Source organism: Brevibacterium sp. FME17 (assembly GCF_014897515.1).
Taxonomy (GTDB): domain Bacteria; phylum Actinomycetota; class Actinomycetes; order Actinomycetales; family Brevibacteriaceae; genus Brevibacterium.
This window is the reverse complement of the sequence record NZ_JABUYD010000001.1, coordinates 1-18,806: the sequence shown is the minus strand read 5'-3', so window position 1 is coordinate 18,806 and position 18,806 is coordinate 1. Positions and strand designations below refer to the sequence as shown.

Sequence of the window (18,806 nt, the reverse complement as noted above, 5' to 3'; positions counted from 1 at the left end):
CTGTGTGGATGGAGATCAGGTACGGCACGACGTCAGACGCCCTGCCCACACCAGGTGCGGGCAGGGCGTCATCAGGCATCCGGGGTTACCGGCCCGGCGGCGGCCGGGACTGCGAGAGGGTCCGCGCCTGGCTGGTCGTCTCCACGGTGGCGGGGTCAGGTTGCCAGGCGATGCGCCCGTTATGGGAGAAGGCCTCTCGCAGTTGGTCGTAGGCGGTATCGATCGAGGCCGCCGCCTCCTGCAGGAGCGTCTCCGCCTGTCTCGCGGCCGTGTGCCCGACGACCTGGTCGGCGGTGTCGCTGGAGGCGCGTATCCACTCGCGGTTGTGCATCTGCGCGACCTGCTGGATCGACTGGTGCAGATCGGCCAGAGTGACTTGGAGATTGCCGAGCACCCGGTAGCTGTCGGCGGGGTCGTCGAAGACACGGCTGGCGTAGGCGAGATCCCGTGCCGCCTCCGCGAGTGCCTCGGACGCCTCGATGGGGCGGTCCTCATTCCTCGACATCAGCAGCCTCCCCGTTCTCGCCCTCGACCGTCGGGTCGCCGGCTGCATCGTCCTCGGCCTCACTGGTCTCGGAAGTGTCGGGGTCGTCGTCTGTTCCCGTGTCCTCGACCGGCCCGGGCTGGGTCGACTCTTCTGGGGTGTCCTCGTCTGGCTGCGGTTCCTCGCCTGGTGCCTCCGGCTCCGAGACAGCGGTGGCGCGGGCTTCGCGGGCGGCGTCGCCGAATGTGGCGGTGCCGGTGAGGTAGGTGTCGATGAGCTCCCACTGCTCGGCGGTGGCGTACTGGCCGATCTCTGCCGGATCGAATCGTTCCCACCAGCCGTGCTCGCGGCGGAGCAGGTCGACGAGCTTGCGCACCGCGTGCTTTTGCCGCATCAACGGATCCACATCCGCCCACCCGACCTGTTCGGGGCGGGCGGCATCGATGAGCTTCTGCACGCGGGCAACGGCGAGTCCGGCCTCCTTGGCCCGCTCAGCCGGCGGCAGATCCGCGCTCACGGCGGCCAGTTCCTCAGTCGCGGCCTGCCGAATGTCCTCGGCGGTATCGGGGTGCTCGGCCCAGCCCCGCAGCCGGGCCACACCTTGGGCGGCTTTGACGCGGACGTAGCGGCCGTTGACCTTCCCGTCCTCGTTGAGCTCGATGAGGGCCTCGGCGGCATCCTGGCGCACCATCGGATCCTCATCATCGTCGGCGGCGATGCGCTTGAGCTCGGAGATCTGTTCCATCTGAGTGCGCGAATCCCGCCCCGAGACGGCCTTGGCTGCCTGGACGCGGGCCTTGTGATCGTTGCCGGTCACCGGTGGTGCCGAATCGGCACCACCGTACCCGGCATCCCCATCGTCGCTGTCCTCGCCACGGGTGAGCGAACCGAACTGGGTGGCTTCCTTCCGGCGGGCAGCGTCTTCGGCGTACAGGGCTTTGAGCTCTTCGTAGAGTTCGGCCTGCTCGACGGGTTTGAGCTCGCGGCGCAGCGTCTGCTCATCGCGCATCGCCAACACCTGGGAGAGCCGGTCGGAGACACCGTGGACGACCCACACCGGGGTGACCCGGTAGCCCAGGCGCTCCATCGCCGCCAGGCGACGGGACCCGGCGATGAGCACCGAGCTCTCGGTGACCGAGGGTGGGGTGAGCAGGCCGCGTTCACGGATCGACTCGCAGAGTTCGTCGAGGTCGTCGAGATCGCGCCGGTAGCTGTGCCCGCGCACGATCTCACCGATCGCGTGATCCATGACCAGATGTGAGCGGCTCATGACCGGACCCCCATCTGCGCGACCAGTGCCCGGGAACTGTCCACCAACCGCGTGTCGGCCAGCAGCTCGGGCACCGTGTCACCGAGCAGGATCCGGGCGAAGAGCCCCAGCTCCGGTTCGCTGCGGCGGGCGGCATGGCCGACCATGAGCTTGACCAGGCCCCGCCAGGTCTCCCTGCCCAGTCCCAGCCGGTGGGCGATGTGCACGTCCCCACCGGCGGTCTCGATCGCCGCCTCCCGCGAGCGCAGCCCGCAGACCCGGTAGGTCAGGTAGTCCACGGCTTGTTCGACGGGGCGGGCCGGCCACCCGGTGAGGATGAGGAACACGCTCGTGGCCCGCACCACCCGGTCGACGGCGCTCTCCCCGCCAGATGGGGTGTCGGCGTGGGGGTGGACATCGAAGAGGTACTCGGCATACTCGCCGGCCCTGACCGGTTCGCTGGCGGGGCGTTCCTCGCTGCGTCGGGCTGCGTCTTGGGAGAGCAGTCCGCGTTCGGCGACGGTCTCGGCCGGGATCGACAACGCGACGGCCTTCGTCACGACCGCCCAGGGGTCGCGGGCTTTCAGCGTCGAGGGGGTGCGCATCGCGAAGAACGCCTCGGTTGCGGCATCTTGGGGGCTGCGATGCCAGGTGCGGCCGATCGGCGCGTACTTCTCGGCCGCGTAGGCCATGAGCTCGGCGGCGACCGGGCTGGTGGCCCACGCCTGGTGGTCGGTGAGCTCGCGAATGACCTGGCGCAGGCCTTCGGGGGTGGTGAAGTCGATGCCCTCCCCGGGCGCGCGATCATCGCGGTCGTCGGGTTCTGGGCTCGTAGTGGTGGTGGTGTGCATGGCGATTCCTCAACATCGGATCCTGGTAACGAGTAGGTATGGGGCCCCTCCGGAACCACCGACCCCGGGATAGCCGGCTCCGGAGTGCGGGCAGGCTCGGGCCCCGCCATTGGAGCCACCGCGGTGGCTGGTGAGGCGGTTCGGGGTGGTGCGGGTCAGGCGGTGCGTGCGCCAGTGGCGGGCGCGGGTGGGGTCACAGGCTCACCCCTTCCCGGCCCGGCCCGCGCCGCGTCGTGCGCTCGGGGCTGGTCGTCTCCAGGTCCGTCTCGCGCTCGGCGACCTTCTTCGCCAGAGTCGGGCGGATGCTGCGGGCAGCATCGTGGACGGCCGCGGCGAGGCTCTTGTTCAGTTTCATGCCCTCATGCAGCATCCCGGCGCCCCCGCGGGAGGCCAGATCGGACGCGCGGACCCATTCCACGCTGCCGCGCCGCCCCGCCACTTGTTCCGCCTCCGGGCTGTCAGGCTTGCGGGTGGCCAGGCGGGCCTCGACGGCCTCCGGCGTTCCCGGCATCTCCCTGGACTCGGGGCCCTCCGGGGACGGGTCGGGTCTGTGCCGGTCGCGTTCGGCCGCCGGCGTCGTCGGTGGGATCTCGGGGTTCTGGCTCATGAGGGCTCCTCATCTCTCGGGTGTGCCTGTGCAGGTATGGCCAGCCACCGGCCCACCGTCGTCGGATGCACCCCCAACGTCTCGGCGATCTCCCGCCGAGCCACACCGTCAGCGGCCATCGCCCGGGCCTGCTCGACCCGCTGACCGCGATCGGCCGGGCCAGGACCATCCGCAGTACCGACGTCGTCTGACCTGTCAGGCTGCGTCGGTGCCTGCTCGAGAGCCTGAGGTCTCGTAACAGCCGGAAGCAGACGGGGTGCCGGCTCCTCGGCAGTGGACCCACTGAGAGGTGCTGGGCTGGCTGTGGGGGTGCCGGTGTTGCGCATGAGCTCGACCGTCAAGTGCGTCATGGCGAGCAGGGTCAGGGGTGGGACGGAGGCCACGGCGGCGGCGACGAGGCCGGGCACACTGGTGGCGGTGAGTACGGCGTGGGTGATGTTCGCTGCCACCGACACTCCGGCCCCGGACGTCAGGAGCAGCCAGGCGAAACGGCGGGCTTTCGTGCTCGCCTCGCGCAGGGCGACGACACTGGTGGTCGCCTCCAGAATGACGCCGTCGACGACCAGCGGCCACAGCCACGCCTGCCCGGCCGGAACCGCGGCGAGGATCGCGAGGTCACGCAGTGCGGTGAAGGAGAGCACGAACGCGGCAGCAGCCAGCCCGAACGTGCCCACGACGGCCACGACGACCGGGCCCCGCCCCCGCGAAGCCGCCGTGCCGCTGCTGCTCGACGGAGTCATAGCGTTCTCCCCGTCACCCACCCCGACGCGTGAGAGGTCGACCGATACTCCACGTCCGCATCTGGGCTCGCGGTCTGGTGGGCGCGGCGGATGATGCCCTGCGTCTCCCGGTCGTCGAGACCGAGCTCGGCGGCGGGTTCGGCGAGGGCTGTGTGGGTCTCGGTCTCGGCGGCGCCGAGTTCGACGAGGCGGCAGGCCGCCCAGAACACGGTCTCGCTGCGGTTGCTGCCCACCTCCTGACGGGCCAGCCACGCCGCGATCCGCTCACCATCAACCGACAGATCACGCTCACCAGTAGGCAGAGACGGGCGCGGGGCCGGCGGTGGGGTGAGCACGTCGCGGATCCCATCAGCGTCGATCGGCTGTCCCGGGTAGGTGGGCCCGACTGGGTGATAGCCGCGCACGCCTCCATCGGTGTCGATGCGTGAGGGTGGGGTGATGATGTAGCCGCCGGCCCCGCGGAAGTCGATGTGCTCGCGGGGTCTGCTCCAGCTGCGCTGCTCCCGGCCCGGGTCGGAGGGGTAGTACAGGTGCAGACCTCCCGAGGGGGTGCGTACGGCATGCGTCCACGACCCGGCGAACCCGTTTTCGAGCAGGCTGCGTAGCCGAGTGAATCCGTCGCCGGTGGGGTGGTAGTCGATGTCGAGGACGTCGATGCCCTCTCCGGTGCGCAGGCCGATGTTCGAGGCCGGGAGGCGGTCCCACCACCGCGCGACCCGATCGGGGTCGGTGGTGGCATCGTGGAGACCGTTCTCGGTCGCGGGCCGTTTCGTGCCGGCGATGCAGGGGAAGACAGCGACGCCGGAGTGGGCGTAGAGGGCGGCGGCCTGCGGTAGTGTCAAGGAGGCTGCCCGGGTCAGGGGCAGGTCTGCGGTGACATCGGGATCGGACATTGTGGGGGCACCTCCTGGGCTCTCGGGATGGGAGAGCGTTGCCGGCTCGACGATGAGAAGGTGCGGGAGCATCCTCATCATCGAAGTGCCAGCAGGTCGGCCGATGGAAGCGGGTGGCTTCCGGGCCGTATATTCCATTAGCCACCGGATTCTGGAGATCGCAATACTCTGCCGCTCGGATGCGCGAAATCGTCAGGTATCTGCGTCATAGAGTGCGTGTCCCGGCTCCCCGCGCTACCCGTGCCGTGCTACAGCCACAAGACCGTCACGCCGTAGTTCGTTCGGACGGTGCCGGCTCTGTAGCAGCACGCAGCACCTCGTCACCCGTCGTCCGATCCCATCAGCGCCTCGGCCGCTGACCGGACAAACTTCGACTACGTCCGCGAGGCATTTGCGCTCCTCCGCCCGATGGTCGGCTTGACTGGCGAAGGCGACGGTTCAAAACGCCATGGATCATGTCCTCGGCAGCCCGCATGCGACGCCGCGTCCGACATCGTCCAGTTCGGAAGAGGGACACGGATTTCGTGTACCCCATCCGGAGCGCTTTGTTGAGCGTGAACGGACCGTTCGGTTGAGCGAAAGACCTAACCAGGGTCGGAAGGGGCAGGCGGTAGCCCGGTCAGTGCAATGTTCTCAGGCGCAGCTCTACCGTTACCAAGTGCGTCGCACGGCCCTGCCCAGCAGCTCTGATACGTGAGCGCCGAGGTCTCTTCTGCAGCAACTTACGGAACACTGTCGTACCATGTTCATGTCGCGAAGCATCACTCCTGGGTTTGCAGATGCCGCCTAGTACCAACCCCACGCGCCTCGACCGTCGATTGAGGTTACGGGTTGCAGTGGTCCGTAAGTGATGTTACGGTCGTCACAGGACCGGCGAACAGGAGCCGATCCTTTGAGTAGGAAGGAGTGCATCATGCAGACGTATGAGGCACCGGCAATCGTCGAGGCAGGCGAGTTCAGTGAGCTGACTCGTGGCGTCATCGGCGTCCGTCATGAGGCCGTTGGATACTTCTTCGGCTGACAACGATGAGCCTCGGCAAGCCGCAACAGTTGCTGTTCGTCCCTGACACTGAACTGGGGACCAGGCTTGCCGAGGCTCACTCATGTCCAACGATCGACTCGTATAGCTCAGGCCGACCGGCAATCGTCGGCGACGCTGAACCCACGAGAAGCACCAGAGCCGATATGTCCGGCAAGATCATGCTCGGGTTCGGGACGGTTCCATCCACCTTCCCGCCATCCGTGAGGGCATCCCTGCAGGCAGCCAGACGCGGCTCAGATGTCGATACCTCGGAGATCCCCGGTAGCTTGGTCCTCACGATTCGAGTTGCCGACACCGTACGAGTACAAGGCACCATCTCATGCCTCTACCAGGTCTTCTGGGCCACTGTTGACGGGCAGGTGGTCGCCGCTACCGACGCCCGACTCCTCGCCGAACTGGCAGGGACGGCCGTGGATGCGAACATCTTGACGACATGGACGCTATCGCCACAAGCCCCGTACCCCTTCGGCCTTCAACCGCCGTGGAAGGATATGCATGTCGTACCGCCCGGCCACTGCCTGATCTTTAATACGGACGGAACGCACCCGTGCATCGAGCAGTACTGGTGCCCTCCGGCGCCGGATCGCGATGCCCAGGAATCGAGGGACCGACTCCGAGAGCGCATGATCGAAGCGGTGAGAGTCCGCGCCGAACGAAGCGACGCCCTCTCCTGCGATGCCTCGGGAGGCATCGATTCAAGCGTCGTACTAGCGCTTGCGGCCCGTGAGCGCAACGACACAACGGCGTTTACCACCGGCCCTGCGGCTCTGTTCGATGAAGAAACTAGCTGGGCGCGCGTCATTGTAGATGCTACGGGCGTCGAGCGCTGGAAGACCGCCGGGCCGGATTCGTTCCCACACGTCTTCGATCGTATTGACGAGACTCTCCTGAGGACCGACCTCCCGTTCGCCGGTGAACCCGTCAAGATGCGAAGTCGGTTCATCGCCGAGGCCGTGAGTGCTGCAACCTCAGGTACCGTCACGACCCATCTCACAGGACACTTCGGCGACGAACTGTTCTCCAGTGGTGTCGCCCACCTACGGGATCTCGGCCTCCGCCGGCCGTTGGAAGTCAGGAAGCGCGTCGAACTCCTCCACGCGAGAACACGAATACCGCGCCGCACGTTGATGAAGTGGGCGACTTCTCGTTCCAGCTATCACCAGAGTCTCCAAGACTTCGTCCGCGATGGCCACACAGCACCAGGCTGGCTCAGCATGGAGTCATCCATTCCCCCATGGGTGCACTACCGGGAGGAAACAAGAGAACGTCTTGGATCCCAGCTCGAACACGCCACAGTCCCGCCGTTGGGGACCACCGCAGAACAACACGAAACGCTGTCGCGCCTGATCACCAGCGGCAGCATTCTCCGCCATGAATCTCAGATCATGGCCCCCGCCGGAATCTTCGTCGACGCACCGTTCGGCGACGACAGAGTCGTAGACGCCGTATTGCGGTCACCAACTGGAAAACTCCAGGACCCCAGCAGAGTGAAGCCGGTGCTTCTCGACGCCATCGGGGATGAGCTGCCGCAGGCGATCGTGAACAGGACCGCCAAGACCGATAACACCGCCGCAATCTGGACCGGACTCACGCAGAACGCATCACGTCTGCGCACCATGAGTACGAACATGCTTGCCGCACAGCGGGGCGTTGTGGATGAGGGTATGTTCCGTGCAAGTCTTCTCGGCCCCCACCCTCCGAGTCTTCTTCCCATGTCACTATGGCGGACACTCGCCGTCGAAGCTTGGCTCAGAGATAACGAAGGCGTGCGCCACCAGATATCTGTTGATCCGATCGGAGTGAACCATCCATGAGCCCTCACGAGCCCGTCAAACTCGTCCGTGCCGATGATGGAAGCGGGGTCGTCCTGTCCCCAAGCACGGGAAAGTACTTCCAGTTGAATGCCACCGCCGCGGAAGTACTCGAAATGACTTTGGACGGAATGACCTTCGACGGCGTGGTGAACAGGCTGGCCGAAAAATTCCCGGCAGCAGACAAGGCTGCGATCAGCCAGGATGCGGAAGCCATTATCGGCGATTTTCGCACGCGAGGTTGGGTGACCGCATGAGCAATCAGGTCAATATGGTTGTACCTCGACCGAGCTTCAATGGTGGGATCATCCGCCGGGTAAGGACGCTTATCACGATTGGATCAGCGAAACTCCTCGCTACGCGGCGACCTGCCACCATTGAGAAGACCCTTCGCCGCGTCGCGGTGCGTTGTCGTCCAGCCACAGCGGAATCATCGCTGAGTCTTCGGCGAGACGTTGAGGCGCTGAGCGTCACATGCGCCGGTGAGGGGTGCTTGCCGCGCTCCATCGCCATCTGCCTCCTCTCAGCTCAAGCCGGATTACGGTGGCCGACGTGGAAGACCGGCGTCACGCTTGAACCGTTCCGCGCTCACGCATGGGTCGAGTGCGGCGACAAACCGATAGGGGAACCTAAGGACTTCCGCGCGGGCGACTACTTGGTCACCATCGAAATAGGAGCGGGTCGTGACTGATGAAAACTTCAACCCCAGCAAACCCAGCACCGGGTCTTCTGATCCGGCAGATTACGACGACGTGGCCGACAGATACGGCGATGAGTTCATCAACTGGGCAGGTCTGCAACTCGCCAACCTGATCGATCCCGTCGCAGGTGAGCGCATCCTCGATGTTGGTGCGGGCAGGGGCGCGGTGACCCGTCCCTTGGATCGCAGGGGCGCAGAGGTGTGGGCGATCGACCTGTCCGAACGGATGGTCGAGTACCTGCGCGAGATCGTTCCGCCGGAGCGAGCCATCCGCGGTGATGCAGGCGACCTCCCTCACGCAGATGGGGAGTTCGACGGTGTCACCGCCGGGTACCTCGCGACCATCCTCCCGCACAAAATGGAAGGCATGTTGACCGAGTGGTCCCGTGTGTTGGGCCCTCAAGGTCGGCTCGCGGTCTCCGAGCCAGGCCCTATTCATGAGGACTGGTTGTGGCTGCATGACGTCGCCTGCCAGTTCTTTTCTCGTCCTACAGCCGAGGAACACAACCGCACGATCAGCGAGAACCTGGAAGAACTCGTCCGTGTTGCTGCTGATGTCGGCCTTGGTCTCGACGCGTCCTCCACCATCCGTCGTCCGAAGCGGTTTCAAACTACTGCGGCAGCCGAGCAGTTTCTCATGCAATCAGGACTAGAGGCTGCTGTGGAGCACCTGGAGTCAGACGATGCGCAGTCCTTCGTCGGTCAGATCCGCGCCGGACTAGACTCGATGTTTCGCAGACGTGGCTCGATTGAAGTTGATCGGTGCGCGAAACTGTTCCTATTCGAGCGATACCAATGAGCCGCGCCATTGGCGCCTAGCTCAACAGTGTTGTTCACACGTAGCGTACGGCCCGTGGCCGTTTACCTCGGACGAGGCGGCCGATGAATTCCACGACTCGATCAGCTTCCGAACCGAAAGGGTTGTCCGTGACCATATACGTCCACGTGGAAGACGGCCTGCGAAGGCCAAGATCCTCAATGGCACGTGCCTCGTCATGAGCCCTGCACAGAGTCTCCGCACAACGGGCAAGGTAGTCAGACTCAAGATGCGCTAACGACTCGTTTGCGATGATGAGGAACTCGTCGAGTGGATTCTGCCTACCCAGAACTCGCAAGTGTATTCCTTCTCGAACGCCAGCTAGGTGTTCAAGGTGATCGGCCCAGCCCTGATCGATATGGAAGAGCACGACTTGGCGAACAAGCTCTCGCTTCTCGGGTTGCTTCCATCGCTGCCTCGCAGCTGACGCATCGGGAAAAATGCTGTCAAGGAGACCGTCGAGAGACCCTGGGGAATCGGAGAGGATCTGCTCGCGAAGGCGGAGGGTCAGGACTCTGTGTCTGTCGGTCACGGTGTGGTAGGACCGGGTCGTGCGGTGGAGCTGTAGCGCTTTGCCTTCGGCCACCCGTTGGGCGTGTTCGTAGACTTCCTGGAACCAGGCGTCTTCAATGAGTCCAATTCCGGACACACTATCGGGGGTGACACCAATCTCCAGGTTCTCCGTGACAACGGGGTCCTCGAGGCTGGTGTAGAAGACGGATTCTCCTGGATCGCTCTGACGGCCGGCGCGTCCTCGCAGTTGATGATCCAGTCGCGTGCTGTCGTATCGTGCGAGGCCGAGCACTAGCAGACCGCCCGCACGAGACGCCTCCTCATCGAGCATGATGTCGACTCCTCGGCCGGCCATCTGCGTCGACACGGTGACAGTACCGGCGGTACCGGACCGTGCGATGATTTCTGCTTCCTCCGCGTCGTTCTTGGCGTTGAGGACGGCCGCCGAGATTCCGTGGTCGGCGAGGACGGAGGCGAACTCTTCAGACTCTCGGACGCTTCCCGTTCCGACGAGCACAGGTCGGGACCGTGATCGAGCCTCTGCGACGTGGAGTGCCGCTGCCTCGTTTCGTTGGGCTCTTGTGAGGAAGAGGCGGTCGGGCAGGTCCGTGCGGCGAAGTGGACGGTTCCGCGGTATGACTCCGGTGCGGAGTTCGAGGTCCTCTTGGATGCGTTCGGCGGCTTCGGCCGCGGTGCCGCTCATGCCGGTCAGGGCGGTGTACTCGCGGACAACGGCCTCGACGAGCATCTGGTCGAGTACTCGTGCCTGCTGGGACACTGGCAGACGTTCTTTCTGCTCTACGGCGGCCTGGAGGCCATCGGGCCATCTCTGGCGGTCTGCGACGCGTCCCCGTGTGGTGTTGATGAGTTCTATACGGTCGTTTGACACGACGTAGTCGATGTCGCGGTGGACCAATGCGTGAGCGTGGAGGGCGAGGTGTGCTGCCGTGAGCAGGTCGTTGGAGTCGTCGTCATAGAGGTTCAGTCCTCCGAGGGCTGCCTCCAGCGACTCTACTCCCTCTTCCGTGAACGACGCGGCGAGTCCGTCGGCATCAACTACATAGTCGACATTGGGCCGCAAAGCTCGAACCGCGTCGACGAGCTCAGCGTCTGGCGGCTGACTGTCTGCTTCACCGGCGATGACGAGAGGAACCATTGCGTCATCGATCAGGACGGCGTCGATCTCGTCGACGATCGCGACATCCATGGCGTCAACGATGGTGTCGGGGTTCTGTGTGCGTTGGCGATCCCGGAGGAGATCGAATCCCACCTGATGCACGGTTGTGTAGACGACTTCGGCTTTGAATGAGTCTCGGCGGGAACGGCGGGGCATCGACTGGGTTACCGCACTCACCGACAGTCCCAAGGACTCAAAGAAGGCAGACCCGAATTCAGCGTCTCTTTCTGCAAGGTAGTCGTTGGCTGAGAGTACGTGGACCCGTCGGCCCATGGTTGCGTACGCCGCGGCTACAAGAAGGCCGACCAGAGTCTTTCCTTCACCTGTTGCCATATCGACCACGCGTCCGCGAAACATGTTCATGGCAGCGAGGAGTTGCACGTTAAACGGACGCAATCCGAGACGTCGGCGAGCAAGCTCACCGGCGACCGCAAAGAAGCCCGTGGACTCCTCGGGACTCGGCGGATTTCGCAGAACCTCATCTACGACATTTTGGAGCTCCGCGGACGTTGCCGTCTCCAACTCAATCATCCTGGCATAGCAGCTCTCGGCGGAGCGTTTGAGTCGCAGCAGGTTCTCGGACCCCGGTTCCTGCTTCCACGACCGCACCCACCCTCGAACTGTCGCCCAGGGGGACCTCCGATCAGACAGCCGCGGCTCAGTCACCGTGCATCACTCGTCTTAACTTGTGCAATCACGATCGCTTGGGCCTCCGGCGTGGCCACTGGCGAGGCTACTCCAGGCGTCACGCAGGAAGGGTTCGTGCGTGGCTGCGGCAAGGATTGCAAGCGCGCATCCGGGTCCATGCCCGGTTGCCGATTGACTGTACACATATCAACACAGTCTATAACCAAACTCGCGCCTTGGTACATGCCGTCATCCTGCCACGGAGGAGGCTGGTAGTGTACCGTAACATGATCACCAAGCAAGAGGGACGCCCCAGGAACCCAGCCATCAGCCAAGCCCTCCGCCAAGCGGCTGAACGGCGCATGGAAGCTGACGGGTTCGGCAGCCTGACCGTCGATGGCCTCGTCAAAGAAGTGGGAACTACCCGGCAAGCCTTTTACCGACGATACTCAAGGGTTTCCGTACTTGCCTTGGAGGTCATTCTTACCCGTTTCGGCGAGTCGAACCCCGTGGACACCGGATCGTTAGAAGCCGACCTCCTCAAACTTCAGCGAGACGACGTGTCCATGATGACCACGTCGCTGGTCCGCAAGAATCTCCCGGGCATGTTCGAAGACATTCGCACCATCCCTGAGGTCTGCGCCATCTACTTCGAAAGGCTGATCTTGCCACGTAGGCAGAATGTCGGAAGGGTTATCGACAACGCCGCAGCGCGGGGCGAGGTGAATCCGCCTCACGTCGATGCAGAATACATCTGCGACTTAATGTTCGGCGCCATTCTCTCCCGGCTGCTTCTACCCACAGGCCTACCTGTCGACGACCATTTTGCCCGAGAGACGGTTGCGACCGCAGTCCATATACTTACGTGTCCGCAGATGAGCGTTTCATCAATCGCCGCTGAAGGAAGGTAGTACACGCGACCTGGAGTGCTACAGGGGCAGAGCAGGCCTCTCCCATTCCCGCCCAGACCGCGACGCTCATCGTCGTCCATCTTGCAATTCCGATTCGTTAGCACATCAACGTCCCGGGCCCCCTGGTTCTGTGGTCGAGTCGAGGTCTTGGCTTACTCGACCGCTACTGGCCAGGAAGGTGGTGATGCTCGCCAGTAGCTGCGCGGGGTCCGGGCGGTCAAATGCGTGTTCGAGTAGGTGGGCGATCTGATCGAGGATGCGGCTGTCATGCTCAGCAGGAGGAAACGCAGCCGACGCGTCCACCTCAGGCCCGCTGCTGGTGGGGCCGACGACGACCCTGAATTGGCTTTCGCCGTCGAGGCCGGTCGCCGGGTAGATGCCGGGATCGATCCATTTGTGGGCCTGTGAGGCCGGTCCCTCGTATAACTCTGGGCCCTCCGGATCATCCGGATCCGGGATGCGCACCTCGACATCGGCAGCCTCGAGCAGGGCTATCAGATGCTCACGATGGTCCTCGGTCAGAATCTGGCCGACCACCTGAGGGTCGGCGGACAGGAGCGCCTGCAACGTGGTCACGGCGATGAGGTCGCGAGGCACCCACTCGCGGTGGAACTGCGGCGGCAGATTCGCCGTGCGCGGCCCCGCCTCGCGTGCCGCCTGCCCCAGAGCCTGCTCCCGGGCGGTCACCGCCTCGGCGACCAGATCTCGCCACCGGGCATGGTCCTGAGCGTAGGGCTCCCACACGAGGAACTCGCCACCGGCGGCGATGTCCTCGGCACTGGGCACATAGTCTTCGCGCCGGGGCTCTGCCGGCAGCTGATACCTGTCAAGGACGTCAAGGATCGCGTCCCGGCCCTGTTCGGCTTGCTTCATCCGCTCGAGCAGCTCCGGCAGACGACTGGCCTGTGTTGCAAGCGTCGTGCACGTCTCCACCCACTCCCGGTGCGCAGCCTCGAACGCCTCATCGTTGCCGTAGACGACGTCTTCGGGCTCGGGCGGGAACATCGCCGCGAGCGCTTCGACCACGCGTGGCTGGTGCAGCGCAGCCGGCAGTGGGGAAGAAAGTTCCCTCGGCTGCTCTAGCTCATGCGGATCCGCCTGGTTGGGGGTCGGTGTCATGGTGGGCCGTCCTTCTCATCGGTGATGCCCGAAGAGGAACGGGCAGGTCTGCGTTCTGGCTTACCCGCCGCCGCACTGGCACGGCGAGGGTTCGGGGTGAAGATGCGCGAAACCGTCGTGAACATGCGTCAAACCGTGCCGAACCAGGCAGTGTTAGAGCCCTCGCCGCCAGGCAGTCTCGGGGCCCGAGTCGCGGCGGGAGCGCTGCGGTTCGGTGCCGCCGAGGCGGTCGACGCGGGCTTCGAGCATCGCCCCGACCGTGTCCGAATCCGCGGACCGTCCTTGTCCCTGTCGGGTGTGCTGCCAGCCGAGGAGGCCTGTCACATCCCCGTCGGGGCGCACGCGCTGTCCGCGTTGGACCACGGCCGGTGTTCCAGGCTCTACGTTCCCGGTCAGGGCGTCATCGACCATCTGCTCAGCCTCGCCGCGGGTGCGGGCGGAGACCTCGACATCCAGCGACACCCGATACGTGAACAGCTCCTCATCCTCGGCAGGCGAGGCAGCCGTGCGCTCGACGCCGACTGCGGTAACGGGGCCGGCCGGCGTGCGGGGTGTCTCCTCCGGTGCGGTTCCCGGTGGTGGAGCACCGACGCCGACGCTTTGGATCGAGATCGCCGGCAGCGGTGTCACCTGGTCGAAGGCATCGAGCCAGGCATCGACATCCTCGGGCCTGTGCCACTGTTCCGGCGAGAGATGGGTGTCGAGGAACGCGGCAGCCCCGTCGAAGGCGGGGTTGCCGTCGAGGTTCTCATACAGTGTGGTCGCGAGATTCCGGGCGAGGCGTACCGGATTGGTGTCGACGAGGATCGTCGGGTCCTCGTCGTCGAGATCAGTCCAGGTGATCACTCCGACAGACACCCGCTCCGGACCCTGCGAACCAGCGACGGCTGGCCGAGGCTCACTGGATTCAGAAGTTCTCTCCACATCGCCGGTACCGGGGCGTTGCGGGGTGGACGGCACCTCGGTCGGGACTGCTCCAGCGCTGCTGGTGTGCAGTGCTTGGGTGAGGGCTTCGTCGCGGCGTTGGCTGACCGTGAGGTACTCATCTCGCCACTCATGGTGAGCCTCGTGGAAGGCGTACCAATCCTCGTAGTCGTCGCGTAGCGGCTCGGCGGGCTTCCGATAGTGTTCCAGGACCTCGGTGATCGCCTCGACGGTGTGCTCGGCGCTGTCGAGACGCCCCAGTAGTTGCGGGAGCTGGGCGGCGGCGATCGCACGGTCGAGGCATTGCTCACGCCAGTCGGCGTGGACGTCTTCGAACGCGTCCTCATCGATGCCGCCGCCGGCCAATCGGAAGTCTTCCATCGCTGGTTCGGGCTCAAACATGTCAGCCATGAGGTCGAGCACGCCTGTTCCCTCGAACTGTCCGAACGTCTCCACGAGGATCGGGTTGGTGAAGTCCCACCCGCGTAGCGCCGGCCGTGTCCCCGACGAGGCCGCGTGCCGGGCGGAACCGTCCTCGGTGAGGCCGGTCATGAGCTCGTCCACGACCGTCCGCGCTTCCGCCAGTGTCGGAGCCTCGACATTGAAAGACACCGATACCTGATGGTGGCGCGCCGTGGCGCTGGGCTTGTCGTTCTCGTTCACACTGCACCGTCCCTCTCATCATGACGCTCTGGGCTCACAGGTATGCCCGCCACCTCCACCCACATGCGCGAAGCAGGCTGGGCTGTGTTATCCCCGGGGCCGTCGGGTCCCGGCCGGCCTTCCCTCCGGTGGAAGCGGTTGGTGGAGTCCTCGTCGCCGGGCAGCTCAGCTGCACGCTTCTCGAGCACCGGCTGGTCTCGGGGCGTGGGCTCCCGGCTGTGGTCCGGTCGATGCGTGCCAGACGGGCCGGCCTGATCGTCACCGCTGGGAAGTCGGTGGTGCGGGCCCGGTCGCGCAGCCAGGTCACTACCGTCATCTGCGAGTCCCACTGCTCCGGCGGGGCGTGCTGGGCGAGGAAGCCCGTGGCCCCTCATAGGCTGGGGAATCCTGCAGCTCGTGATGCACGATAGTTGCGACCTCGCGCATGAACACGAGCGGGTCGGGGTCGGTGAAGCACTCCGGATCTGTGTCCGGTGACCACCGCACTTCGGCGAGGAAGACCTCCTCCGGAGCCTTCATCTGCTCTTCCGGCGTTGGGCCGAGCCATCGCGCTCCCAGATTCCGCGCACGGTTGGGTTCGACCATCGCTGACCACCTTCCTCACGCGCCGCTTATCCTGCCCGCGAGTCGGCCAAGGCACACCGGCTTCCCGACAGGTATGACGGCCCGACGAGGTGTTGATGGTCGCTTCCATCCTCGCTGATCTTCAAGTCCCCGGCAGCAGTACCGCCGGCACTCGGACGCGACCACCATCTGCAGGCGAGCGCGGGGGCCACTGCGCCTTCTGTTCGCCGCAGTGGCCCTGGCTGGTTCTCCGGCCTGCTACCGGCAGGAGCAGGCCGGGTGGGTGGTCACCCGTGGAGGCGGTCGAGGCGGGATTCGATCAGCGGCAGGTAGGACTCGTCACGTTCGATCGCGACGACCTGGAACCCGGCCAGTGCGGCGGCCTCGATCGTGGTGCCCGACCCGGCGAACGGCTCGAGCACGATCCCACCGGGAGGGGTGAGCAGAGATACCAGCCACCGCATGAGTGCCAGAGGCTTGACCGTCGCATGCGAGACGCCGAACGCCCGCGGCCGCTCGGCGGGCCCGGGTTTCGTCTCGAACCGGAAGATCGGGAAGCGTCGAGAGGTCGGCTCGTCGCTGTCCCACGTGCCGGTCAGGACATCGAGAGCGTCGGCCTGCCCGGGATCCAGGGCCGCGTTCGTCGGCCACTTCCCGTCCCCGAACCGGCCAGCGTCGATGCCGAGTCCGCCGGTGCCGTGCTCGAGGAGATTGTTCACCGTGGTCGAGGACATCGGGGCGCGGGCGATCACGATCGGTTCGAACGCCGGCCGCAAGGCCGTGCCGTATCCGTCCCACTTCTGAGCGTCCTCAGTGACCGGGGTGCCGTGGTCGTCGACCGAGCGCGTGATGCCGAGGATGCCCTCGGTCTGCCCCTGCTGCACTTGCCGATCGGGTCGCTGCACGCCGTGGTGCTTATCGAGCGCGTAGGACACGTCCATGCTCTTGGGCATGCCCGCCGAGTGCAGCCATGCGATCTGATCGCGGATCTCCAGACCTGCACGCTCGAGGCCGTGCACCATGCGATGCCAGGTGCGCGTGCCGCCGAATGCTGCAACATGTGCACCCGGTTTGAGTGCATGCAGTGCACCGCGGCCCCAGGCCGTGCACCACTCCTCGAACACGTCTGCATCGCTCATGCTGCTCGTATCGACGTCGGTCAGGGACTCGCGGAACCCGTCGGCGCCGTCCCACCGGTTTCCGTTGAACGAGAGCCCGTAGGGCGGGTCAGTGATCAGCGCGTGGACGGATGCGGGTTCGAGCCGCGAGAGTAGGTCGATGGCATCGCCGTGGAAGACGGTGATGCCGTCCCGCTGGATCGCGGGTTCGGGGCGGGCGGGGGTGGTGGGCAGCGTGGTTGTCACGGAAACGGCCTCCTGGTCTCTGCCGTGTCCGTCGCCGTTCGACGTCCATCGGCTGCCACCAGGTGCGGCGTTGTCGCACCGATCCCCCCGGGAACCTCAGTCCGCTGCCAACAAGCGCGAAAATTCGAACACGTGTTCCCTGACCGTTTTCTGAGGATCGCTGTTGGCTACAGCGCCTGTTCTATTCTCGCGGACAGCCGGTTTTCCATCAGGCTCTGAGGTGGTCCACACGATCGGCAATCGACGTTCCGGCCACTCAAAATCGGGCACGATGCGACGCCCTCATGCGAGCTCCAGTCCGGGAGCCACCGAAGCCCGAATCTGACCGTCAACGAGCTTCAGGAGCGCTCGGCCTGACTGCGCCGCTCACCCATAGACGGAATCAACCCGCGAGACAGGAGCAGGCCGATGGACAGCGTCACCGAACCCACCCGCGCCAACAGGGCGAGCCGGGCGATGGCCGCCGCTGTCTTCGAACCCGGCGCCGGGGCACTGATCCGCACCGAGGGAGCAGCGGGCACTCTGAGCATCGCCCGTCACACCGGGGCGTTCCCGGACTCGGAGCAGGGTATGAGGACCTCTGGCGGGCACGCGCACAAGCGTCTCCGGAGGATCTCGGCGACCAGATCGTTGCCGAAGCCGAGCATCTCGGCCTGCGGATACTCATCCACGGCGGCCCCGGTTGGCCAACCGAGCTCGAGCAACTGGGTGTCCGTGCACCTTTCGCACCGTGGGTCCGCGGGAAGCCAGGCATCCTGGGGCACGATGCGCCTGCACGCCTGGGCATCGTGGGTGCACGAGCTGCAACACCCTACGGAGCAGACACCGCAACCACTATCGCCGGGGACCTCGCTCAGCAAGGCGTGCACATCGTCTCCGGCAGCCAGTACGGCATCGACGCGGCAACGCACCGTGCAACCCTGCTCGCAGGCGGAGTCGCCATCGCCGTGATGCCTTCTGGACTCGACCGGCTCCATCCAGCCGGCAACGCATCTCTGCTCCACCACGTCGCTGAGAACGGGCAGTTAGTCAGCGACCTGTCGCCAGGCACCGAGCCCACCCCGCACCGGACACAGCAGCACGGACGCATCATCGCCGGGCTCGCCAACGGCGTCCTGGTTCCGGAGGCCGGCGCGAACGCTTCGTCTCTCCGTGTAGTCAGCGAAGCACGAGCCCTCAACCGGACTATCGGCGCTGTTCCCGGACCAGTCACGAGCCCGACGAGCACTGGATGTAACTGGTTCATTCAGGGAGACGGCGAGCAGCTGACCATGGGAAGCGGTGATGCCCGCAGGTTCTTGCTCAGCGGTGGGGCACGCCTGGATTGTCAGCTCGACCTCACTGATCAGGCATCTGGGCTCCACCGTCCGATTGAAGTTTGTGACAACGGGCCCTGCCGCTAGGCTCCGCCTCCCGTTGCGAAGCTGTGTCCTCACGACGTAGTAGCTGCGCTCCGCGAAGGCGTGGGACCAGTGCCTGTCGTGCCGCAGGAGAGGTCTCTTTTCGTCACGACCAAGGACCGTCCGGGCCCGATTGCGGCTACGCGACCCTGTGTTGTCTGCCTTCGAAGTGCGTCGCCGCAAAGCTCTTGGGGCTCACTCCGTATCGCTTCTTGAATGCGCGGCTCGCTACTGTCGGATTGGACCAGCCTGCCTGCCGGGCCGCCTCGCTGACTCCGATCGTCATGGTGCTTAACCTCGATCCACCGATCTAGGCTGAAGCTGCACGCTGGTCTGGATTTCGGTGTTTG

At 65.2% G+C, this 18,806-nt stretch carries 20 protein-coding genes; 7 read left to right on the top strand and 13 right to left on the bottom strand.

Annotated elements, in window-relative coordinates; translation table 11 throughout:
- Window positions 1–85: 85 nt before the first annotated feature.
- From INT40_RS00090 to INT40_RS00065, 6 genes are all read right to left on the bottom strand, one after another.
- Window positions 86–505: a hypothetical protein gene (locus tag INT40_RS00090; RefSeq protein ID WP_193095222.1), complete on the bottom strand. Its 420-nt coding sequence runs from the start codon at window positions 503–505 to the stop codon at window positions 86–88.
- Window positions 492–1,754: a ParB/RepB/Spo0J family partition protein gene (locus INT40_RS00085; protein WP_193095221.1), complete on the bottom strand. Its 1,263-nt coding sequence runs from the start codon at window positions 1,752–1,754 to the stop codon at window positions 492–494. The genes INT40_RS00090 and INT40_RS00085 overlap by 14 nt, the downstream gene beginning before the upstream one ends.
- Complete coding sequence (locus INT40_RS00080) at window positions 1,751–2,584, bottom strand: hypothetical protein (RefSeq protein WP_193095220.1); 834 nt, start codon at window positions 2,582–2,584, stop codon at window positions 1,751–1,753. Before INT40_RS00080 ends, INT40_RS00085 begins: the two co-directional genes overlap by 4 nt.
- Window positions 2,585–2,777: 193 nt before the next feature.
- On the bottom strand, window positions 2,778–3,191 hold the full coding sequence (locus INT40_RS00075; protein WP_193095219.1) for a hypothetical protein: 414 nt from the start codon (window positions 3,189–3,191) through the stop codon (window positions 2,778–2,780).
- Entirely contained in the window at window positions 3,188–3,931 is a 744-nt protein-coding gene (locus tag INT40_RS00070) for a DUF2637 domain-containing protein (protein WP_193095218.1), read from the bottom strand. The genes INT40_RS00075 and INT40_RS00070 overlap by 4 nt, the downstream gene beginning before the upstream one ends.
- Window positions 3,928–4,896 carry a bifunctional DNA primase/polymerase gene (locus INT40_RS00065; protein ID WP_193095217.1) on the bottom strand — a complete coding sequence of 323 codons (969 nt, stop codon included), beginning with the start codon at window positions 4,894–4,896 and terminating at the stop codon, window positions 3,928–3,930. The genes INT40_RS00070 and INT40_RS00065 overlap by 4 nt, the downstream gene beginning before the upstream one ends.
- A gap of 841 nt (window positions 4,897–5,737) precedes the next feature.
- Between INT40_RS00065 and INT40_RS00060 the strand changes: the two genes are divergently transcribed.
- From INT40_RS00060 to INT40_RS00040, 5 genes are all read left to right on the top strand, one after another.
- A complete protein-coding gene (locus INT40_RS00060; RefSeq protein WP_165770432.1) occupies window positions 5,738–5,845 on the top strand; it encodes a lasso RiPP family leader peptide-containing protein in 108 nt (35 codons plus the stop codon).
- A gap of 164 nt (window positions 5,846–6,009) precedes the next feature.
- Window positions 6,010–7,680, top strand: coding sequence for an asparagine synthase-related protein (locus INT40_RS00055; protein ID WP_193095216.1), 1,671 nt, complete (start codon window positions 6,010–6,012; stop codon window positions 7,678–7,680).
- A complete protein-coding gene (locus INT40_RS00050; RefSeq protein WP_096179132.1) occupies window positions 7,677–7,934 on the top strand; it encodes a PqqD family protein in 258 nt (85 codons plus the stop codon). The genes INT40_RS00055 and INT40_RS00050 overlap by 4 nt, the downstream gene beginning before the upstream one ends.
- The gene (locus INT40_RS21285; RefSeq protein ID WP_205677289.1) at window positions 7,931–8,368 is read left to right on the top strand and encodes a lasso peptide biosynthesis B2 protein; all 438 of its coding nucleotides are present in this window, start codon (window positions 7,931–7,933) and stop codon (window positions 8,366–8,368) included. The genes INT40_RS00050 and INT40_RS21285 overlap by 4 nt, the downstream gene beginning before the upstream one ends.
- A complete protein-coding gene (locus tag INT40_RS00040) occupies window positions 8,361–9,176 on the top strand; it encodes a class I SAM-dependent methyltransferase (RefSeq protein ID WP_096179131.1) in 816 nt (271 codons plus the stop codon). Before INT40_RS21285 ends, INT40_RS00040 begins: the two co-directional genes overlap by 8 nt.
- 34 nt (window positions 9,177–9,210) lie before the next feature.
- Here INT40_RS00040 and secA2 read toward each other — a convergent pair whose 3' ends face one another.
- Window positions 9,211–11,493 (bottom strand): accessory Sec system translocase SecA2, encoded by a 2,283-nt coding sequence (gene secA2 / locus INT40_RS00035; protein ID WP_114329662.1) that lies wholly within the window; start codon window positions 11,491–11,493, stop codon window positions 9,211–9,213.
- Between the two features lie 305 nt (window positions 11,494–11,798).
- On the opposite strand from secA2, the gene INT40_RS00030 reads away from it, so the two are divergent.
- Window positions 11,799–12,422 (top strand): TetR-like C-terminal domain-containing protein, encoded by a 624-nt coding sequence (locus tag INT40_RS00030; RefSeq protein WP_096179128.1) that lies wholly within the window; start codon window positions 11,799–11,801, stop codon window positions 12,420–12,422.
- 105 nt (window positions 12,423–12,527) lie between these two features.
- On the opposite strand, the gene INT40_RS00025 is transcribed toward INT40_RS00030, so the two are convergent.
- The 6 genes from INT40_RS00025 to INT40_RS20420 form a co-directional block, all read right to left on the bottom strand.
- Window positions 12,528–13,541: a hypothetical protein gene (locus INT40_RS00025; RefSeq protein ID WP_096179126.1), complete on the bottom strand. Its 1,014-nt coding sequence runs from the start codon at window positions 13,539–13,541 to the stop codon at window positions 12,528–12,530.
- Entirely contained in the window at window positions 13,538–13,666 is a 129-nt protein-coding gene (locus INT40_RS20880; RefSeq protein WP_264298384.1) for a hypothetical protein, read from the bottom strand. Before INT40_RS20880 ends, INT40_RS00025 begins: the two co-directional genes overlap by 4 nt.
- Before the next feature lie 28 nt (window positions 13,667–13,694).
- Window positions 13,695–15,128 carry a hypothetical protein gene (locus INT40_RS00020; RefSeq protein WP_096179124.1) on the bottom strand — a complete coding sequence of 478 codons (1,434 nt, stop codon included), beginning with the start codon at window positions 15,126–15,128 and terminating at the stop codon, window positions 13,695–13,697.
- Between the two features lie 312 nt (window positions 15,129–15,440).
- The gene (locus INT40_RS00015) at window positions 15,441–15,713 is read right to left on the bottom strand and encodes a hypothetical protein (RefSeq protein ID WP_096179122.1); all 273 of its coding nucleotides are present in this window, start codon (window positions 15,711–15,713) and stop codon (window positions 15,441–15,443) included.
- 266 nt (window positions 15,714–15,979) lie between these two features.
- On the bottom strand, window positions 15,980–17,056 hold the full coding sequence (locus tag INT40_RS00010) for a DNA-methyltransferase (protein ID WP_240518555.1): 1,077 nt from the start codon (window positions 17,054–17,056) through the stop codon (window positions 15,980–15,982).
- A gap of 338 nt (window positions 17,057–17,394) precedes the next feature.
- The gene (locus INT40_RS20420) at window positions 17,395–17,586 is read right to left on the bottom strand and encodes a hypothetical protein (protein WP_226830630.1); all 192 of its coding nucleotides are present in this window, start codon (window positions 17,584–17,586) and stop codon (window positions 17,395–17,397) included.
- Window positions 17,587–17,682: 96 nt separating this feature from the next.
- Between INT40_RS20420 and INT40_RS00005 the strand changes: the two genes are divergently transcribed.
- Window positions 17,683–18,459 (top strand): DNA-processing protein DprA, encoded by a 777-nt coding sequence (locus INT40_RS00005; protein WP_240518556.1) that lies wholly within the window; start codon window positions 17,683–17,685, stop codon window positions 18,457–18,459.
- Window positions 18,460–18,806: the final 347 nt, after the last annotated feature.